Origin of the sequence: Limosilactobacillus reuteri subsp. simiae, assembly GCF_020784875.1 — a bacterium.
Taxonomy (GTDB): Bacteria; Bacillota; Bacilli; order Lactobacillales; family Lactobacillaceae; genus Limosilactobacillus; species Limosilactobacillus reuteri_H.
On record NZ_JAJGUI010000104.1, the window covers coordinates 1 to 18,163 of the forward strand.

Annotated in this window: 19 protein-coding genes; 4 read left to right on the plus strand and 15 right to left on the minus strand. The window is 38.5% G+C overall.

Features of this window, described 5'->3' with window-relative positions; translation table 11 throughout:
- Positions 1–251: 251 nt before the first annotated feature.
- The 3 genes from LMC10_RS05810 to LMC10_RS05820 form a co-directional block, all read right to left on the minus strand.
- Positions 252–503 carry a GlsB/YeaQ/YmgE family stress response membrane protein gene (locus LMC10_RS05810; protein WP_229269178.1) on the minus strand — a complete coding sequence of 84 codons (252 nt, stop codon included), beginning with the start codon at positions 501–503 and terminating at the stop codon, positions 252–254.
- Between the two features lie 2 nt (positions 504–505).
- Positions 506–688: a CsbD family protein gene (locus LMC10_RS05815; protein ID WP_229269179.1), complete on the minus strand. Its 183-nt coding sequence runs from the start codon at positions 686–688 to the stop codon at positions 506–508.
- 221 nt (positions 689–909) lie between these two features.
- Positions 910–1,902, minus strand: coding sequence for a D-2-hydroxyacid dehydrogenase (locus LMC10_RS05820; RefSeq protein ID WP_267866723.1), 993 nt, complete (start codon positions 1,900–1,902; stop codon positions 910–912).
- 222 nt (positions 1,903–2,124) lie between these two features.
- Between LMC10_RS05820 and LMC10_RS05825 the strand changes: the two genes are divergently transcribed.
- Entirely contained in the window at positions 2,125–2,718 is a 594-nt protein-coding gene (locus LMC10_RS05825) for a sugar O-acetyltransferase (RefSeq protein ID WP_229269181.1), read from the plus strand.
- Positions 2,719–2,806: 88 nt separating this feature from the next.
- Here the strand turns inward: LMC10_RS05825 and LMC10_RS05830 are convergent, their stop codons facing one another.
- Together LMC10_RS05830 and LMC10_RS05835 are read right to left on the minus strand one after the other, a co-directional pair.
- Complete coding sequence (locus LMC10_RS05830) at positions 2,807–5,695, minus strand: YhgE/Pip domain-containing protein (RefSeq protein WP_229269182.1); 2,889 nt, start codon at positions 5,693–5,695, stop codon at positions 2,807–2,809.
- Between the two features lie 36 nt (positions 5,696–5,731).
- Entirely contained in the window at positions 5,732–6,268 is a 537-nt protein-coding gene (locus tag LMC10_RS05835; protein WP_003664827.1) for a TetR/AcrR family transcriptional regulator, read from the minus strand.
- A 317-nt stretch (positions 6,269–6,585) separates the two neighbouring features.
- Between LMC10_RS05835 and LMC10_RS05840 the strand changes: the two genes are divergently transcribed.
- The gene (locus LMC10_RS05840) at positions 6,586–6,837 is read left to right on the plus strand and encodes a PspC domain-containing protein (RefSeq protein ID WP_003669028.1); all 252 of its coding nucleotides are present in this window, start codon (positions 6,586–6,588) and stop codon (positions 6,835–6,837) included.
- Between the two features lie 55 nt (positions 6,838–6,892).
- Here the strand turns inward: LMC10_RS05840 and LMC10_RS05845 are convergent, their stop codons facing one another.
- The 5 genes from LMC10_RS05845 to LMC10_RS05865 are packed head-to-tail and all read right to left on the minus strand — an operon-like array spanning position 6,893 to position 9,757.
- Entirely contained in the window at positions 6,893–7,732 is an 840-nt protein-coding gene (locus LMC10_RS05845; protein ID WP_229269183.1) for a DUF6681 family protein, read from the minus strand.
- An 18-nt stretch (positions 7,733–7,750) separates the two neighbouring features.
- Positions 7,751–8,230 carry a hypothetical protein gene (locus LMC10_RS05850; protein WP_229269184.1) on the minus strand — a complete coding sequence of 160 codons (480 nt, stop codon included), beginning with the start codon at positions 8,228–8,230 and terminating at the stop codon, positions 7,751–7,753.
- Between the two features lie 59 nt (positions 8,231–8,289).
- Positions 8,290–8,727 carry a Fur family transcriptional regulator gene (locus LMC10_RS05855; protein WP_003669033.1) on the minus strand — a complete coding sequence of 146 codons (438 nt, stop codon included), beginning with the start codon at positions 8,725–8,727 and terminating at the stop codon, positions 8,290–8,292.
- 40 nt (positions 8,728–8,767) lie between these two features.
- A complete protein-coding gene (locus tag LMC10_RS05860; protein WP_229269185.1) occupies positions 8,768–9,340 on the minus strand; it encodes a guanylate kinase in 573 nt (190 codons plus the stop codon).
- A gap of 6 nt (positions 9,341–9,346) precedes the next feature.
- The gene (locus LMC10_RS05865; RefSeq protein ID WP_229269186.1) at positions 9,347–9,757 is read right to left on the minus strand and encodes a bis(5'-nucleosyl)-tetraphosphatase; all 411 of its coding nucleotides are present in this window, start codon (positions 9,755–9,757) and stop codon (positions 9,347–9,349) included.
- Positions 9,758–9,885: 128 nt separating this feature from the next.
- Here LMC10_RS05865 and LMC10_RS05870 point away from each other — a divergent pair, with 128 nt between their 5' ends.
- Together LMC10_RS05870 and LMC10_RS05875 are read left to right on the plus strand one after the other, a co-directional pair.
- Positions 9,886–11,277, plus strand: coding sequence for an APC family permease (locus tag LMC10_RS05870; protein WP_229269187.1), 1,392 nt, complete (start codon positions 9,886–9,888; stop codon positions 11,275–11,277).
- A gap of 174 nt (positions 11,278–11,451) precedes the next feature.
- A complete protein-coding gene (locus tag LMC10_RS05875; protein ID WP_019254197.1) occupies positions 11,452–12,756 on the plus strand; it encodes an MFS transporter in 1,305 nt (434 codons plus the stop codon).
- Positions 12,757–12,836: 80 nt separating this feature from the next.
- Here LMC10_RS05875 and LMC10_RS05880 read toward each other — a convergent pair whose 3' ends face one another.
- The 5 genes from LMC10_RS05880 to LMC10_RS05900 all read right to left on the minus strand — a co-directional run bounded on the left by LMC10_RS05880 (position 12,837) and on the right by LMC10_RS05900 (position 18,033).
- Positions 12,837–14,129 carry a hypothetical protein gene (locus tag LMC10_RS05880; protein ID WP_229269188.1) on the minus strand — a complete coding sequence of 431 codons (1,293 nt, stop codon included), beginning with the start codon at positions 14,127–14,129 and terminating at the stop codon, positions 12,837–12,839.
- A 118-nt stretch (positions 14,130–14,247) separates the two neighbouring features.
- On the minus strand, positions 14,248–15,321 hold the full coding sequence (locus tag LMC10_RS05885; protein ID WP_003675047.1) for an ABC transporter substrate-binding protein: 1,074 nt from the start codon (positions 15,319–15,321) through the stop codon (positions 14,248–14,250).
- Positions 15,318–16,136: an ABC transporter permease gene (locus tag LMC10_RS05890; protein ID WP_003669043.1), complete on the minus strand. Its 819-nt coding sequence runs from the start codon at positions 16,134–16,136 to the stop codon at positions 15,318–15,320. Before LMC10_RS05890 ends, LMC10_RS05885 begins: the two co-directional genes overlap by 4 nt.
- Positions 16,136–16,942, minus strand: a complete 807-nt coding sequence (locus LMC10_RS05895) for an ABC transporter permease (RefSeq protein WP_003669044.1) — start codon at positions 16,940–16,942, stop codon at positions 16,136–16,138. Before LMC10_RS05895 ends, LMC10_RS05890 begins: the two co-directional genes overlap by 1 nt.
- Complete coding sequence (locus LMC10_RS05900; RefSeq protein ID WP_003664847.1) at positions 16,942–18,033, minus strand: ABC transporter ATP-binding protein; 1,092 nt, start codon at positions 18,031–18,033, stop codon at positions 16,942–16,944. The genes LMC10_RS05895 and LMC10_RS05900 overlap by 1 nt, the downstream gene beginning before the upstream one ends.
- Between the last annotated feature and the right edge of the window lie 130 nt (positions 18,034–18,163).

The window sequence follows — 18,163 nt, forward strand, 5'->3', positions numbered from 1 at the left end:
AACCTTCTTTCATGATTTTTGTGGTGAATTGATTGTATAACGAGGGGACAGCAAATGTCTCTTTTTTATACAAAAAATCTGGCATGGAATCTCCATCCATACCAGAAAGTGTATACCCCGTTTTCGAGCCCCCGCAAGCAACAATAGGCCTCTAACGTTCGATTTTGCCGGACGTTAGAGGCCATTGTTGTACTGCGTATTTGCTTTTTATGAAAGTAACTTAACTTATGTCACGGTCCCTTTTATATTGTCTACCTCTCTGCTTTTACTCCGAAAATCAAGGAGACGATCATTACTAAGATTACTGCCCCAATAATTGATGGAACAATTGCCATCCCAGCTACTTGCGGTCCCCATGCCCCTAATACTGCTTCACCAATTGCCGATCCTACTAATCCAGCAATAATATTACTGATAACGCCCATCGATCCACCACGATGAGTTAATGCACCAGCGGCTAAACCAATTAATCCACCAACAATTAAAACCCAAATCCAGTACATAATCATCCCTCCTTTTTATTTCTTTTTATTGACTCTTTAAGATCGTTAACCTCATCTTTTACTTTTCCTTTAAGTTTCTGAAGTTTTCCTTCCCCTTCACGAGTCTTATCATTAGTTATTTTTCCTTCAGTTTCTTTTAGTTTCCCTGCTATCTTGTCTTTCATTCCGTGTTTATCGCTAGCCATTATCATCAGTCCTTCCTTATATATGGCTATTAGTGGCTGACAACATTTGGGATGTTCCTCCTTCCTAAATCGACTAGTGGTATTTGATAGTTCTAAGCTTAACAGTTATCATCCTAGAAAGCGATATCCTTTCGATTTATTTACGTCTTCTTTAATAACTTTATTTATATCTTAATCAAAAAAAAGAAACTCTACCGTCAAAAATTGGTAGAGCTTTTTAATTACATCCTAATTTCATTACGTGAATGCTTACCTTCTAGAATTGTTACAGCATCATTCAAACTAATTTCAACCATATTACGAATAGAGGTTTCGGTGAGGAACGCAACATGCGGTGTAACAAGGACATTCGGCATTGCAGCAAGCTTCTTGTAATCATCTGGAATTTGATCTGGTGTTACTTGCTTCCCAAAGAAAGAAGTTTCGTCAGCTAATGTATCTAGTCCAGCACCCGCAATTTCTTTATTTTCCAATGCTGAAATTAAGTCCGCAGTATTTACCAGTTTTCCACGAGCCATGTTGATCAAGTAAGCATTGTCTTTCATCATCTTAAATTGTGGTGCTGCAATCATGTTTTCGGTACTTGGTAACAACGGTGTATGTAATGATAAAATATCCGCATTCTTAACAACAGTATCGAAATCGGTGTATTCAACGTATGGTTCATATTCGACATTGTACGATGGGTCATAGGCAAGAACTTTTGCGCCTAATGCTTTATAAATCTGAGCAGTGGCCCCACCAATATTACCAAGGCCAACAATTCCCACGGTTAGATTGTAAATTTCATTACTGATCAAGTCATCGCTCCACCGAAAGTCGCCATGGCTCATGCGTTGTTCGAATTCACCAATCCGTCGTAATAAGTACATCGCCTGAGTAACGCCCATTTCCGCAATTGCCCGTGGCGAGTAGACAGGAACATTGGTGACTACAATTCCATTAGCCTTGCATGCTGCTAAGTCGAAGATATCAACTCCTACCATTCGAGCAGCCAATTGCTTAATCCCCATTGAAGCTAATTTCTCATACAGTTTTTCATCCCCAAGTTTTGTTGTTTGCTGTAAGGAAATTCCATCATATCCTTTTGCAAACTTAACTGTATCAGCATTTAATGGTTCAGTAACCATTTTGACGTCATTACCTGTCTTCTTTGCCCATGCCTCAACATAAGGCTTTTCAGCGTCACGAACGCTATACATAATTAATTTCATCAGTTTTCCCATTCCTTTCATAAAAACTGCTTACATTAATAGCTTAGCACTCTTTTAGCCAAACCTCAGTATTTTAGCTATAGATCTAATAGACATTTAACATATGTCAAAAATCAACAATGATCATTCCTTTTAAGCATAAAGTAATGATGAAAATAAGCATTTTAAATAATAAAAATAGTTACCTACAATATATACTATTCAATTAAAGGAGCGGATAAAATGAGTAAAACAGAACACGAGAAATTACTAGCTGGTGAAGAATATGATTATCGTGATCCCGAAATCCAAAACATGTTAGCTCATGCCAGGAAATATCTACAAATTGTCAATACTGAAATAGATCCTAATAAGCGTCAACACGCCATGAAAGAACTTTTTCATCATATTGGAAAACGTGTAGCAATCAATGGACAAATTAAAGTTCTTTATGGTAACCATATATCGTTAGGTGATGATGACTTTATAAATGATGGCTGTCGCTTCCAAGATGCTAATTTGATTACTTTGGGCGATAGAGTAGTGATTGCTCCAGATTGCAAGTTCTATTGTGGAAATCATGCGATCGATGCTAATAAACGCTATGGAACTCGCAAAAATGGCGACTCATATTTAATTTCATACACAAAACCAATTACGGTTGGAAATGATGTTTGGATTGGTGGAAATGTAACTATAATTGGCGACGTTCATATTGGAAATAACGTCATCATTGGAGCAGGCGCGATAGTTGTAAATGATGTTCCAGATAATTCGGTTGTAGCAGGTGTACCAGCAAAGGTAATTAAGAGATTGCCTGAACTTTCTAAAAATTAATCTGAACATTAAAAACCGCGGTTGAGAGAAAGCTTTTACTTTCTTTCAACCGCGGCTTTTTTTCAAGATAAGATCTAAATAGCTATATCTATTGTTCACCGTTTTTTTCTTGGTTTGGGCGACGTTCTTGAAGGTGCATACCATCATAATCGCCTTCTGGTCCAAGTAGTTCTTGGTTATTATCCAATTCTGAGCGTCCAGCATAGTGATGGTGTTGTAACCAAATCATGCCGACTAATAACAATGCATAGAAGACAATTGCGATTACGATCAGAACAGTGTTACAGAACATCGTGTAATGTGCTCCTAAACCACCAGAAATTGAATCACGGAGCCCTAAGATTGAGTAAGTCATCGGTAAGTACCAGTGAATTACATTATAGAACTTCATCGTAATTTCCATTGGGAAGGTACCACCAGATCCACCTAATTGAAGCATCAAGAGGACCATGGCAAAGAATCGACCAGGGTTATCAAAGAGCATTGAAAGGAACATAACAATTGCCATTGATGCTAACCCGAAGCATATCGTCGTCACAAAGAATGCGACTGGGTGAATAACTGTCAGACCACAAGCCATCATAATTGCGTCTTCGGCGATTGCCATTGCAGTTACTACCAGTGATCCAACTGTTACCTTACTTGCCCACCAAGCGATTGGAGCTTTACCAAATTCAGCAACCCGGCGAATTGGGTAAACAAAGTTAAATACAAGTGCCCCAACATAGATTGCTAATGATAGAACATATGGTGCTAAGGCGTGACCATAGTTTGGTACATAACTGTAATCTGTGTGCTTAAGAGCAGTTGGTTCTGCAAACATCTTGGCAGTCCGTGGTGAAGTCTTAATACCGTTGATTTGCTTTGCACCACCTGCAAGCGATGTAGCCAGTTGAGAAGCACCAGCATTCAACCGCGCAATTCCTGAAATAAGAGCAGGAGAATTATCTTGAAGTTGTTGAGTTCCGGCAGCTAATTGATTTACACCAGCAACAAGAGCAGGAACTTGACCGTTTAGTTGACCAAGCGCACCAGCTAATTGAGCTGCGCCAGAGTTTAAGGCTCCACTATTAGCATTAAGTTGGGCAATTCCGCTACCTAGTTGACCAACACCGGATGTATATTGACCGATTCCACTAGCCAATTGACCAGCACCAGCTCCAGCTTGGGCGACACCAGCTGTGTATTGACCGATTCCGCTAGCTAGTTGATTAGCACCGGATGCAGCGCTATGAACACCAGTAGTATAAGCACCAATTCCAGCTTGAGCAGTTTGTGCACCGGTAGCTAACCGACCAGCATTATTATTTAATATGGTAGCACCTGCATTAACTGTATTTGCACCATCAGCTAATTGTTTAGTTGCTGAAGTTAGCTGTCCACTAATATTACTAATTGCGGCATTACTATTTCCTTGCAATGAGTTGAGACTATTCTCAAGGCCTTGTGCAGCTGTCATAACTTGTTGAGTATTCTGCCCTGCCGTTGCAGCTGATTTAGAAACTGCTGATTGCAATTGGTCTACTGCGCCTTTAAGTTGACCAATTTGACTAGCTAATTCCTTATTACCATTATTGGTAGTAGTCGTTGAGTTACTACTATTTGCACCATTAAGAGCATTCTCAGCCTCTGCTAATTTTGCCTTTGATGCATCATCCAGTTTAGAAGTATCAATTCCGCTTAGAGCATTCTTAGCAGCATCGATATTGCTATTACTATTAGATGATGTCGTTGTTTGAGTACTACCTGATTGAGCAGCTTGTTGTAATTTTCCTAATTGACTAGAAATACCACCTAATTGGCTAGCTAATTCATTCAATGAACTGCTAGTACCAGCTAACGGTGTTAATGAATTTCGTAAGGCCGTTGCATTTTGTTGAACATCACCAGACATAGCAGTCATCGAATTCTGGAGAGTAGGAATCATATTAGTAATCTGAGCGTTTAAATCCTTACTACCATTAGCCAAAGCACTAGTACCATTAGCTAAACTATTTGTTCCATTAGCTAATGCCTGACTTCCACTTGCCAATTGGTTAGCACCCGATTGTAATTCACCACTTCTGCTATCAAGAGTTCCTAACCCAGCATTCAACTGACTAGCACCAGAATTTAACGCACCAGAGTTAGCCATTAAAGTGTTTAAGCCACTGCTCAACTGGTTGGCACCGGAATTTAGTGCACCGGAATTAGCCATTAATTGACCAACACCATTGCCGAGGAGACTAACCCCACCAGTATATTGCATGATACCATTTGCTAAGGTTTGGCTCCCGGTAGCAAGTTGTTGAGCACCAGAAGCTAATGGGGCAACACTAACACGCAAGGTTTGAACCCCGTTATTTACTTGGGAAACCCCTGCAACATAACGATTTACACCATCACTTAAGGTCACCATTCCAGTACCAATTTGTTGGGCACCATCAGCGGCCTTGTTCATCCCTTTACCTACAACATGCAATTGCTTAAACATTACCGTTGCGTAAGCGTTAGTAACTTGGGCACGAATTTTTTCATTTAGCCGTGTCATCCCAGTTTGAGCAATTACCTGTCCAATGTAGTTTAAGGAACCATTAGTTTGATAATGTAACTTCATCGTCTTAGGATGTTTTTGTAAAACAGTCGTTGCATTTTCAGAGAAATCTTTAGGAATCGTAACAACAGCATAGTACTTACGATGGCTCATACCATACTTTGCTTCTTTAGCGGATACGAATTCCCACTTTAATTGATGATTTTTCTTCAATTCATCAACGGTCTGTTTCCCGACATCCATTTTCCGGCCTTGGTACTCAACCGGAATGTCCTTATTTACCACCGCAACCGGTAAGTTTCGTGTACTTCCATACGGGTCCCATACTGATTTTAAGAAGAAAATACTATATAGGAAAGGTATGAAGCAAATAACCGTTACTGATAGAAGCAGTAAACGGTTATGAATAATATGACGAAATTCGCCTTTAATCATGCTCCACATTTAATACTTCACCTCAAAATTTATCCTTTCATAATTTTAGTTTGTTAATGACTTGGTAGCTGCTCTCGCAAACTTAATAACGTCCTCAGTTGGTACATCATAATTATTGCCTTGCCACCAGTAAAAGGTCCCGATAATAGCGCCACTCAATACATAAGCAAGCATCTCGGGATTATCAGACTTTTGCAGCGCCGTTACAATTGGATCATTAGTCTCAAGATTACGCCGCTCTAAAAGAACCTGACTTAAAATATTTAAAATTTCGGTATACAAAGAGCTTCGTGCACTATTAGGTGCTAAATGACGGATAACATCCTTATTTTTATCAATGTATGATAATAATTGCTTAATAATGTCATCTTCAGAATCTGTATTCTCCGTCAATTTATTAATTTGTGCATTTAACGTTTGCTCTAAGAGGTCATATTTATCACTAAAATAGCGATAAAAACTACTCCGGTGCATCAATGCTTCTTTACAAATTTGATCAACCGTCAAACTTTCAAAAGAATTTTTCTCTAATAACGTTATCAATGCATTTTCAAAGTCACGAATAGTTCTCGTAACACGCATAACTCTTCCCTCCCCAAATGATACAAATTTAACATGATTATTCTAACTTGTTGCAATTCAGCACAACAGGGGTAATTAAAGATAATCATTTCATAATGAGACGAAAATGCCTATTTGTCCATAAAAAGACTTTTGTTTGTACCTTAATCAAACGAAAACTATAATATGCTCCTAAATTTAAATGGTCAAGCACGGCAGTAATAACTTTATCGCTCTTTTATAAGTAAAACGTATTAAATAATTATTAACTTGCTAAATCTCTACTCTGAAATACGGTATAATAAAAGTATCAAAGCTATGCGATTGGAGGCTTCATAATGGCAAAAACTAAAAAACATTTAACTAAATCCAAAGATAAAGTATTTCTTGGTGTCTTTGGGGGTATCGCTGACTACTTTGGTCTTGATGAAACCCTCGTTCGGATAATCGGAATTCTCATTTTCGTCTTTACTGGCTTTTTCCCGCTAGGAGTCTTCTATCTCTTAGCTGCCCTCGTAATGCCCGAATATAATGGTAATAAGACAAACAATGACGACAATATCGTCGACGGTGAATTCAGAGAAAAATAATATTGATTGCAACAAAAAAGCTGAGGTTGGGAGAAATTCCAATCTCAGCTTTTTATTAAGCATTATTTCGTTGTTTATAAGCTACTTGAACTTGTAGTCCATAATCTTCTTCCGTTAAAATTGTTGAGCCGCTTCGCCCAGCAATCTTGTTCGGGCCCCCAGTAACAACTACTGCTGCAAGATACAATTGATACTTATCATGAGCAGTATGGACATCGGTTAGGCCGATTTTGGTAATATGACCAACCGGGCGTCGTTCCATTTGATTCATCCCGATATAAATTTCAAGACGGTGTCGCAACTCATCATGAACTAATTCAAAGTATGGCGGAACAGATTGTGAATTCAAAGCCGTAACTGGTTTTTCAGTTGCTTGATACTGTTCAACGATTTCTTTTTCACTTAGACCATCATAGCCATTAACAAACACGCCTTCCATTAATAGTTGGTCAACAACACGTTGTAAATTGTGTTGTTCATGTTCGTCAATCGCTACAGCTGCTGGAATCGTGTCGGCATTAGCAAACAAGCCGTTTGACCGGTTTGCCAATTCTGCTGCTAGCCGTTGTTGTGCATCAAGAGGAGTCTTAGCTTTGCCGTCCTCAAATTTTTGACCAGTAATCTTTGCGACACGAGGTGAAATAAAATCAAATTGCGAAGTCTTTTCAAGAAAGTAAAAGACGAAATTAAGATAGATAAAATATGTTAATCCAATTACTGCTAAGCAATATAACAATGCCCGCAGCCAAACATGGTTCATAAAGAGTCGGAAAGTAACATAAACTAAATAAATATCGCCCAGTGAAGCAATAATGATATAAATACGACTCTTTAACTTTACGTCAAGGTTAAAGTAACTCAATGACGAGTTAATCATATCAAGAAAACTAAACATTAATAACCCGCCTCCTTATTATTCAGTCGTAGTTGTTCCGGTAGTATTACCACCAGTCGTGTCTTGTGTCGTTGTATTATTGTTAGTTGTTGTACCAGTCGATTGTGAGGTACTGTTTCGATTAGCACTCGTACTTTCGTTTGTATTTGCTGATCGATTTGTCGATGTTTCTGTGCCAGTTTTTCCTGCTGACCGTGTAGGTTGATTAGTATCCCCAGTATCGTCCGTTGTATTGTTGCTATTACTTGTCCGGGTAGTTGATGAACTACTTGCACTCTCATCATTATCATCATCACGATCGCTTTGTGAATTCCGACTTGATTGATTGCTTTCCTCATCACCCGATTGCTGAAATTGGCGACTTGTTGATACTGATGTTACTTTTGCACCCTCAGAAGTATGCGTTGCTTTATTAACCACTACATTGGTGGCACCCAACGCAAGTACCAATGATACAAGTGCAAATGGGGTTACTAATGGCGGTATCTTTGCTCCCATGTCTCATTCTCCTTTTCCAGAGTATATAATACACGAAAACTGGCCCAATAAATATGAATTTATTGTAAAGATTTTTTCTGGCATTGGGCACATATCCCGTGCAATTCAAACCGATGCCCAGTGATTTTAACTCCTGGCAACTGCTTCTCAAAGAATTTCTTATCAATTGGTGGCATTTGAATTTCTTGAACTCGTCCACAAATATCACAAATAAAGTGATGGTGATGGGTAAAATCACACGAATATTTAACCTGCATCTGATCATGATGTTGACGCAATTCGACAATGCCCAATTTCTCAAATTCTTTAAAATTCCGATAAATAGTATCGTGACTTAATCCAGGGAATTGTTCTCGAAGATATTGGTCAATTTCTACAATATTAAAGTAACGATCAGGGTGTCGCGCAACTGATTCAATCATCATTTTACGTTGCTTAGTCCACCGCAAATGATGGTCTTTAATAATGGTCTGTGCTTGATCAATTAATTTCTCCAATCTTTTTCCCTCCCGATTAAAGATGATATTGTATCATATTTTAATTCTTTTTGGATAATATCTGCCTAACAATTATATCTATTTGTTGTTTAGTATTTTTCCATTGATCATTAACTACAACATGAGCGATCCCTTTTAAAGCCGCTGGTAATGCAAGATCACGGTGATACTCTTTGCTATGTAAACGAGAATGAATCGCACTCAATTTATCGCCCCGCAGCGTCATTCTCTTAGCTAAAGAAGCCATATGGGTAACGGTCAAGAAAATAATCACTGCTTGAGCACCAAGTTGTTGATGGTAAGTAATCGCGCCAGCTGTGTCAAGAACAATCACGTCATTTTTTCCTTGTTCCCATCCTTCTTCTAAACCTTCTAATGAAGAACCGTATTGAAATTGGTCATACGTGACTTGCTCAAGCAAATGGAGTTTCTTCAGGGAAGATGGTGTTTCAAAATGATAGTCTACCCCATCTTGTTCTCCCGGACGTGGCAGCCGGGTCGTATGGGTAATTACCCTGTGCATATCATAATGATCTTGCAGGTAGTTAGCGACCGTTGTTTTGCCGGACCCCGCTGCCCCTGTCACAATAAACACATACTTATTATTTTTCATAATTGTTTATTTTAAATGATCGTTAACTTGATCTAACAGTTCTTTTAAATTCTCGTAGGTTAACCGTTCACGAGCATCTTGATAATTGAACCATCCACAGTTCTTAATCTCTTCTGCTTGCAGGTGAATGTCTTCCTTATTATCTAACTCGGCAGTATAAAGGGTCATTTGTTTATGATTGCCATTTGGTAAGTCGTATTCGGTATACACCTTAAATCTGGTATCAATCGGTAATTCTAATTGCGTTTCTTCTTTTATTTCACGAATTGCTGTTTCTTCTAGTGATTCATTGCCTTCAACGTGACCTTTGGGGAAGCCCCAGAAGTGTCCCTTATTTTGACTTTCTAAGAGTAAATACTCGATCCCGTTTTCGCCTTGACGATATACAACTGCTCCACTAGTAACTTCTATTGCCATTTTTATCCCTCTTTTGTAATTAAATTTCTCTAATTTACTTTTAATATTAACTAAGGTATCATTATTAATTATAAACGTGACGAACCATTTCGGCACGTACAATTTATTATAGCAAAGGTGGGTTAAAGATGAGCTTAAACATTATGCGAAAAGAAAGTCTTGATCGGTATCTTGGTGAAGACAAGCTTTTCGTTAAATCAATGAATGCTCGTGATCTCATGGCAATTGGGATCGGTACTGTTATTGGTACTGGGATTTTCATTCTCCCTGGAACAATTGCCGCAAATTCAGCTGGACCAGGAGTGTCATTGTCATTTCTGTTTTCAGCGATTGTCTGTGCGCTAGCTGCAATGTGTTATGCTGAGTTTGCTTCTGCATTACCAGTTGCTGGGAGTGCATACTCGTACGGAAATGTAGTGTTTGGTGAATTCCTTGGCTGGTTGCTTGGATGGGCATTAGTTCTTGAATACATGTTAGCTGTTGCATCTGTTTCTACAGGTTGGGCAGCCTACTTCAATACATTGCTTGAAGGATTCGGTATTCATCTTCCTAAAGCACTCTCAGGTCCATTTGATCCAGCCCATGGTACCTACATAAATATCGTGGCGGTTGTAATTGTTCTTTTAATTACAGTAATGCTTTCACGGGGAATGCAATCCTCACTGCGTATCAATAACATTGCTGTTTTCCTTAAAATTGCAATTATCTTGATCTTTATTATTGTTGGTTTCTTCTTCATTAAGCCAAAAAATTACCATCCATTCCTTCCATACCACATGAAGGGTGTGATTCACGGGGCAACAATCGGTTTCTTTGCTTACCTTGGTTTCGACTGTGTTTCTAGTTCAGCCGCTGAAGTTAAGAATCCTAAACGAAATATGCCTTTGGGAATTATTGGGACACTTGCTGTTGCAACAATTTTATATACTGGTGTTGCCATAGTCCTAACTGGGATGGTTAAGTACACCAAGCTTGATGTTGCTAATCCGGTAGCATTCGCCTTACAGATGGTTCATCAAGACTGGTTGGCAGAATTATTGTCAATTGGGGCTTTGATCGGAATGTTCACAATGATGGTTTCGATGATCTATTCTAGTTCCCGTTTGATCTATGCAATTGGTCGTGACGGTCTGCTTCCTTCATTCTTAGGAAAGCTTGATAAAAAGGGCCACTCGCCACAAATTGCATTATGGATCGTGGCGATTATTATCGCTATCATGGGCGGACTTGTTTCTCTTGATCAACTTACAAGTTTAGTTAACATCGGAACCTTGTTTGCTTTCATGCTCGTTTCATTTGGAATTATTCCGCTTCGTAAGCGAAAGGATATCGGTAATCGTGGGGGCTTTAAGGTTCCCCTCTACCCTGTTCTTCCAATTCTTTCTGGTTTTGCCTGCCTTGGCATGATGACTCAGTTGCAAAAAGAAACGTACATTGGCGCAGCGATTTGGTTTGGAATTGGAATTATCATCTACTTCACTTACGGCTACTGGCACAGTAAGTTAGCAGATAAGAATTAATAGCAAAAAGTTAAGCAGAGAGTGAGATTGATTTTTTCTTACTCTCTTTTTTATTTGAAACAGCAATTTGCATTAAATACCATTTTTTTGTTAAGGTAGTATTACTTACTTTTTTATTCACAAGGAGGAATCAATTAGTTAGGCTAAATTTTGATCACATATGCCTAATTTTTTATGGAATATACAAAGAAGAATTACAAAAAAGCACCTTTATCATCAATTCACTTTCGAATATATTTTGCCCTCGCTCTTGGACAAATTGCTTGTGGTTTTGCTCTTGGAATTAGTGGAACCGCACTTTCCCAAGCAACTGATTATATCAATATTCCCGACTTTTGGGTTGGCCTAATTGGTGCTGGGAGTTTAATTGGACTTGCTGGGAGTGCTTTAATGGGTAAAATCGCTGACCAATTTGGCCGGCGAAGAATGTTGATGCTCGATATGTATCTTTTTTCTATATTTTCTCTTTTGCAATTAGCAACAATGAATCTTGTTATCCTGTTTAGCTTACGGATTTTAATCGGTTTAATGATTGCTATTGACTATACTGTCGGGAATGCTCTATTGGTAGAATGGTTACCAGCAAAAGAAAGCGGACGTCTACAGAGCCAACTAATCGTTTACTGGACAATTGGCTTTATTACTTCATATATTGCTGGAATTCTAATAACGGGATTTGGCGCTCATAATTGGCAAGTTATCCTTGCATCAAGTGTCGTTCCAGGACTGATGGCTGCAATCTATCGGTCAATCTTCCGGATTCCGGCATCCCCGAGTTGGTTAGCAAGTCAAGGTAAGAATAAAACTGCTCAAAAACTAATTCAAAAACACCTTGGGAAAAAATGGGGATTATCATTAAAACAAATTCGTAGTAAAAAACCAAAAGCTGTCTCTCTTAAAACCCTCTTTAATCCCCCTTATCGCCGAAAAACCATTGTTGGTGGGTTATTCTATGCTTGTCAGGCATTTTCATTTTTCGGTATCAGTATCTTCTTACCAATTCTCCTAAAAAGTATGAATCTTGGTAATAACAACCTCTCTGGGATTATCTATAATAGTTGCGTCCTTATCGGTGTAATTTTCGGTAGTTTAATCTTCAAGATTCTTAGTAGGCGGATGTTTTTGGTAAGAACATTTTTCCTTTCCGCAGCCGCCCTTATTTTATTAATAATTGGCAATAACTTTTCACCTTTCTTCCAAATTAGCGTTTTTGCGATCTTTGCGATAGTCTTATCCTCAGGACTTGTCCTTGATTATCCATATCCAACAGAACTATTTGATGTTAAGGTTCGAGCTAGTGGGGTTGGTACTTGTATCACCATCAGTCGTTTTGGAGCTGCTAGCGGAACATTCTTATTACCAATCTTAACTCATCTCGGCGGTCCAATTTTAGCAATGCTAATTTGTACTCTTGTTTTACTTATAGGTGGTACTATCTGTCTTTTATGGGCACCTGAAACTTCACCAAAATATATTTAACATTAATAATAGAATGGCCGGGAAAATTTTAAATTTTTTACCGACCATTTTTAGTTTTAAACATCAATCCAATAGACTAATCAATTTTTAACAAATAAATACTTACGATCATGATAAATCACAAAGATACCAGTAATAACAAATAAAGTAATCATGCTAACTCGCAAGTAAAACATTTCGCGACTATATTGTAGTTCCTGTTGGTGATCGATATACGGGATAAGGAGCGCACTCTTATTATCAAGTTTAAAATATGAAATTAATTCTAAAGCACCAAATAAGATAATTTGATTACAAAGCGAACCAAATACGGATAGTTTTTGATCAATACTGCTATATTTATCGGGAACTTGTTTTCGTGCCCACTTTCCTAATAAGATGGCACAAAAGACTGTTATAGCTGTCCCAAGCAAATATAGGTAATCGGTATACGTTAAGAATAAGCCAAGAGTAAGACAGATAAGGGCGGTTTTATAGCGAGTAGTTAATGGAAGCTTTTGTAATTTAGGACTCAATGCGCCCACTAACATTCCCGAAAGCATCAATTCGATAAACACAATGAAAATCCAATAAGCTTTATTCTGTTGAAAAGCAAATAGTAAAGTATAGATAATGACATAATTCTTGATCGCTCCGAGCCAAATACGAAATAGTTTAAAAGGTTGCCCCAGAATATTTCGTAGTTCAAGAATAATCCCAATAATTGCTAGCACGATTAGGGCCCAGCTAAAATCAGAAATTCGCCCCGTCTTCTTAAAGAAACTAATAATAAAAACAACGGTAAGCACGGCGATGGCAGGAAAAGCCGTTTTTAAATTAAAAGAGAATTTTAAATCCAGTGGTGTCTTATCTCGTTTAACAACAACATAAGCGTAAATAACTTCAAGCCCCAGAAAAAAAGTATAAAAAACAAAGCCAACAACTAACGGCATCTTCATCAGCAAAATTCCGAGAGTGATCAGCCCGATAATTACACTAAAACCCGCGATAACATTTACTCGCTTCAAATCAATCCCGGAAATTTCCTTATTGGGATCGCCCAGCAATTTTAACCCCGTCACGCCAAAACCGATCAAGATCGCCGCCAAGCTAGCAAGCCACTCAAAGCGAAAATAAATTCCAATAGAAGCAAGGATTCCCCCAATAAAAGCAATAACTGAACAAAACTTAGTAACACCAGACCAAGAAGCTAAATTTAGGCGTCCATCGAGAATAAAGGGCATTACTTTTTCAACGGTGTAAACAAAAATGAACGGCCAAACAAATGTGATTATATTTGCACGGGCAATGATAGAGAATGCAAATAGCAACGTTGGAAATAGAATATAGCTTCGAGCAACAAATTCATGGTTAATTGCTAAAATTTTCTTCATAAGCAGCCTCCGATCACTTTGCCTTTTATTTTTAGTAAACCACATCCCCTTATAAAAGAAAAAGAATAGGACTCCTAACATGATTTTTAATGCCAAGAGTCCGATTCTTTTTTTATAACTATTTAGCAAACATCTTAAATTCTAAAAACAAATCATTGTATTCACCTAAAACGCGTAATGGCAAATCACGATATACTTGTAAATGCTTCATCGTTGTTTCAGGAGGGTAGAAAGCTTTATCATCGGTAATTTTTTTGGGTAATTCTTTTTTAGCCGCTTTATTCGGTGTCGCGTATCCAACGTATTGAGCATTTTGAGCCGCGTTTTGGGGATCTAACATAAAGTTAATAAATTCGTAAGCCGCCTTTTTATTACGCGCTGCTTTAGGAATCACCATGTTATCAAACCATATATTGCTTCCTTCGCTTGGTACAACATAGTGAAGGTGCGGATTAATATTCATCATTTCGCGCGCGTCACCAGAATAGGTCACCCCCACGGCTGCTTCATTTTGCTCCATGTACATCTTCATCTCATCAGCAATAATCGCTTTTACATTGGGCGTCAACTGCTTTAAATGGGCCTGCGCAAGCTTCAATTGATGGTAGTTAGTCGTATTAACAGAATGATGCTGAGTAATAAGGGCAACCGCAAACACATCCCGCGCACTGTCAATCAACATGACATTATTCTTTAAGCGCGGATTCCAAAGTTGTTCCCAATGTTGGACGTCTTTGCCATTTACTTTTTGATCATTATAGATAATACCTAACGTTCCCCAAAAGTATGGCACAGAATAACGATTGTCGGGGTCAAAAGAACGATTTAAGAATTGCGGATCAATATACTTAAGGTTAGGTAATTTCCGATGGTTAAGGGGTGCAATTAAATGCTCCTTTTTCATCCGTTGAACGGTGTATTCACTCGGCACAACGACATCATAATTAGTTCCGCCTTGCCGAATCTTGGTTAACATTGATTCGTTGCTATCAAAGGTTTCATAATCTACATGATAGCCAGTTTGATGTTCAAATTTCGTTATCAATGCTGGATCAATATAGTCTCCCCAATTGTAAATTGTCAGAGTTTGTTTTCCACCACCAGTTTTTTGCTGGTTGAGAGCAACATCCCCAAGCGCTAGCAAGATACAAATAACGACAATTGCGAGGAATGCAGTAAATATCTTTTTCATTGAGCATCCCCCTCTTTAACAGCCACAATCCGTGTCCGTCGACCGCCTCGTTTACTAATAAGGTAATAGCCAATTACTAACAGAAGCGAAACAATAAACATCAACGTAGAGAGGGCATTGATTTCAAGGTTAATTCCTTGCCGCGCCCGCGAATATATTTCCACCGATAACGTTGAGAAGCCATTTCCAGTAACAAAGAAGGTCACAGCAAAGTCATCAAGCGAATACGTAAAAGCCATAAAATAGCCCGCAAAAATACCCGGGGCAATTGATGGAAGTATTACCCGGGAAAGAACTTGCCAGCGACTGGCCCCTAAATCATAGGCAGCATCTACTAATGTTGGGGACATTTCATTTAATTTTGGCAAAACCATTAAAACAACAATCGGGATACAAAAGGCAATATGGCTTAAGAGGACTGAGACAAAACCTAGTCTTACCCCCAGCATGGTGAAAAAGATTAAAAAACTTGCCCCAATAATTACATCGGGCGAAACCATTAAAACATTATTCAAGGATAATAAACTATTCTTCCACGGGCGCCGTGCATCCTTAATTGCTAAGGCCCCTAATGTACCGATAATCGTTGCTAATAGTGACGCCAAAAATGCTACTAACAAGGTATTGATAACAATGGTAATCATTCGCGTATCCGCAAGCAAATCTGCATAGTGTTGCCAAGAAAAGCCATGGTATTTTTCCATTGTTTGACCACTGCTAAAGGAAAAAACAACTAGATACAAAATTGGCGCATATAAGATCACAAAAACTAACGCCAGGTATGCCTTTCCCCATGACCATCGCTGCTTTTTCATTAATGGCGTCCTCCTTTCTGTTTCTTATCACCAGTCATAAACATAATAATAAACATTGCGATAATCAGCACAACCCCAATCGTTGAACCCATTCCCCAATTTTGCGTTGTGAGGAAATGTTCTTCAATCGCAGTCCCTAAAGTAATTACACGATTTCCACCAATCAAACGGGTAATCATAAAGAGTGAGAGCGATGGGATAAAGACCGCTTGAATTCCAGCTTTTACGCCCGGCATAGAAAGAGGCCAAATCACCCGACGAAAGGTTTGCCAATGAGTAGCGCCCAAGTCATAGCTGGCATTTATTAGTGACGGGTTAATTTCGGCAAGATTATTAAAAATTGGCAAAACCATAAACGGAATTTCAATATAAGCAGCTACAAACATAAAACTGGCATCCGTGAACAATAGCTGATGGCTTCCAAGCCCCATAAACTGGAGGAAACCGTTAATTGTCCCCGTTCGACTAAACAAGCCGATAAACGCATACGTCTTCAATAGTAAGTTGATCCATGTTGGTAAAATCACCAGTAATAGCCAAAACTGCTTGTTAGGCAATCTATTCAAAACATAAGCAGTGGGATAACTAATCACTAATGTCACAAGAGTAATCAAAAAGGCATACCAAACAGAATTAAGCGTCATCTTAAGATAAACACCTGATGTCAGATATTCAGCATAGTTATTAAGGGTCAGCTGACCATTGATATTAAAAAATGATTGATAAAGGATCAATACCAATGGAGCAATCACAAATAGGATAATCCACAATGCATATGGGACGATAAACATCGCTTTTTGCCGCATTAGTCCCCCTCCTCATAGCTATCAAGGCGAGCATCAAAATCTTCTTCACTTTCGTTATACCGCATAACGTGAATATCTTCGGGATCAAATGTAATCCCTACTTTAGCTCCGACCTTTGTTTTATGAATAGAATTGATCTTCCACTTATGGTTACGTTGATCAATCACCGTAATTTGATAATCAACGCCACGGAAAAGCTGGGTTTCAACAGTACCGACTAATTTTCCTTTTTCAACCGTCGTAATGTCAAGGTCTTCTGGCCGGATGACAACTTCAACCTTTTCGTTTGGTTTCATCCCCGCATCAACACAATCAAAGTCTTGACCATTGATTGAAACTACATAGTCTTTTTTCATAATGCCCGGGACAATGTTGCTTTCGCCGATAAAATCAGCCACAAAATGGTTAAGCGGTTCATCGTAAATATCAACAGGGGTTCCACTCTGCTGAATCTTACCATCATTAATAATCATAATCTGGTCACTCATGGCTAATGCTTCTTCTTGGTCATGGGTAACAAAGATAAAAGTAATCCCCAGCCGCCGTTGCAACTGCCGCAATTCGGTCTGCATTTGAACCCGTAACTTATGGTCCAACGCAGATAAGGCTTCATCTAATAATAGTACTTTTGGCTTATTAACTATTGCCCGGGCGATGGCAACTCGCTGTCTTTGTCCACCAGACATTGCGGTAATTTCCCGATCATCATAGCCATCTAATTGAACCAGGTGTAAAGCTTCTTTTACGCGTTGTTTAATTTCTGCTTTTTTGACACCCTTAATTTGTAATCCAAAGGCAACGTTTTCTGCCACATTCATATGAGGGAAAAGGGCGTAATCTTGAAAGACGGTATTGACTTGCCGTTGATTGGCTGGAATATCATTGATTTGCTTTCCATCAAAATAAATTTTTCCACTACTAGGATGATCAAAACCAGCAATTAAGCGCAAAATCGTTGTCTTTCCTGATCCCGATGGTCCTAATAAGGTATAGAATTTACCGGCCTCAATTTCAAAGCTTATATCACGCAACACAACGTTATCATCATACTGTTTGCTTACATGCTGAAATTCCATTATGTTTTTTACCATCAGCGTTTCCCCAATCATCATTTTTTAAACTAAGTCTTAGTATAAAGTATACGCCTTAAATCGCAACACTGTTTATCCTAAGCAAATTATTATAAAAGTGCGATAATTAATATATCAAATTTTATACGAG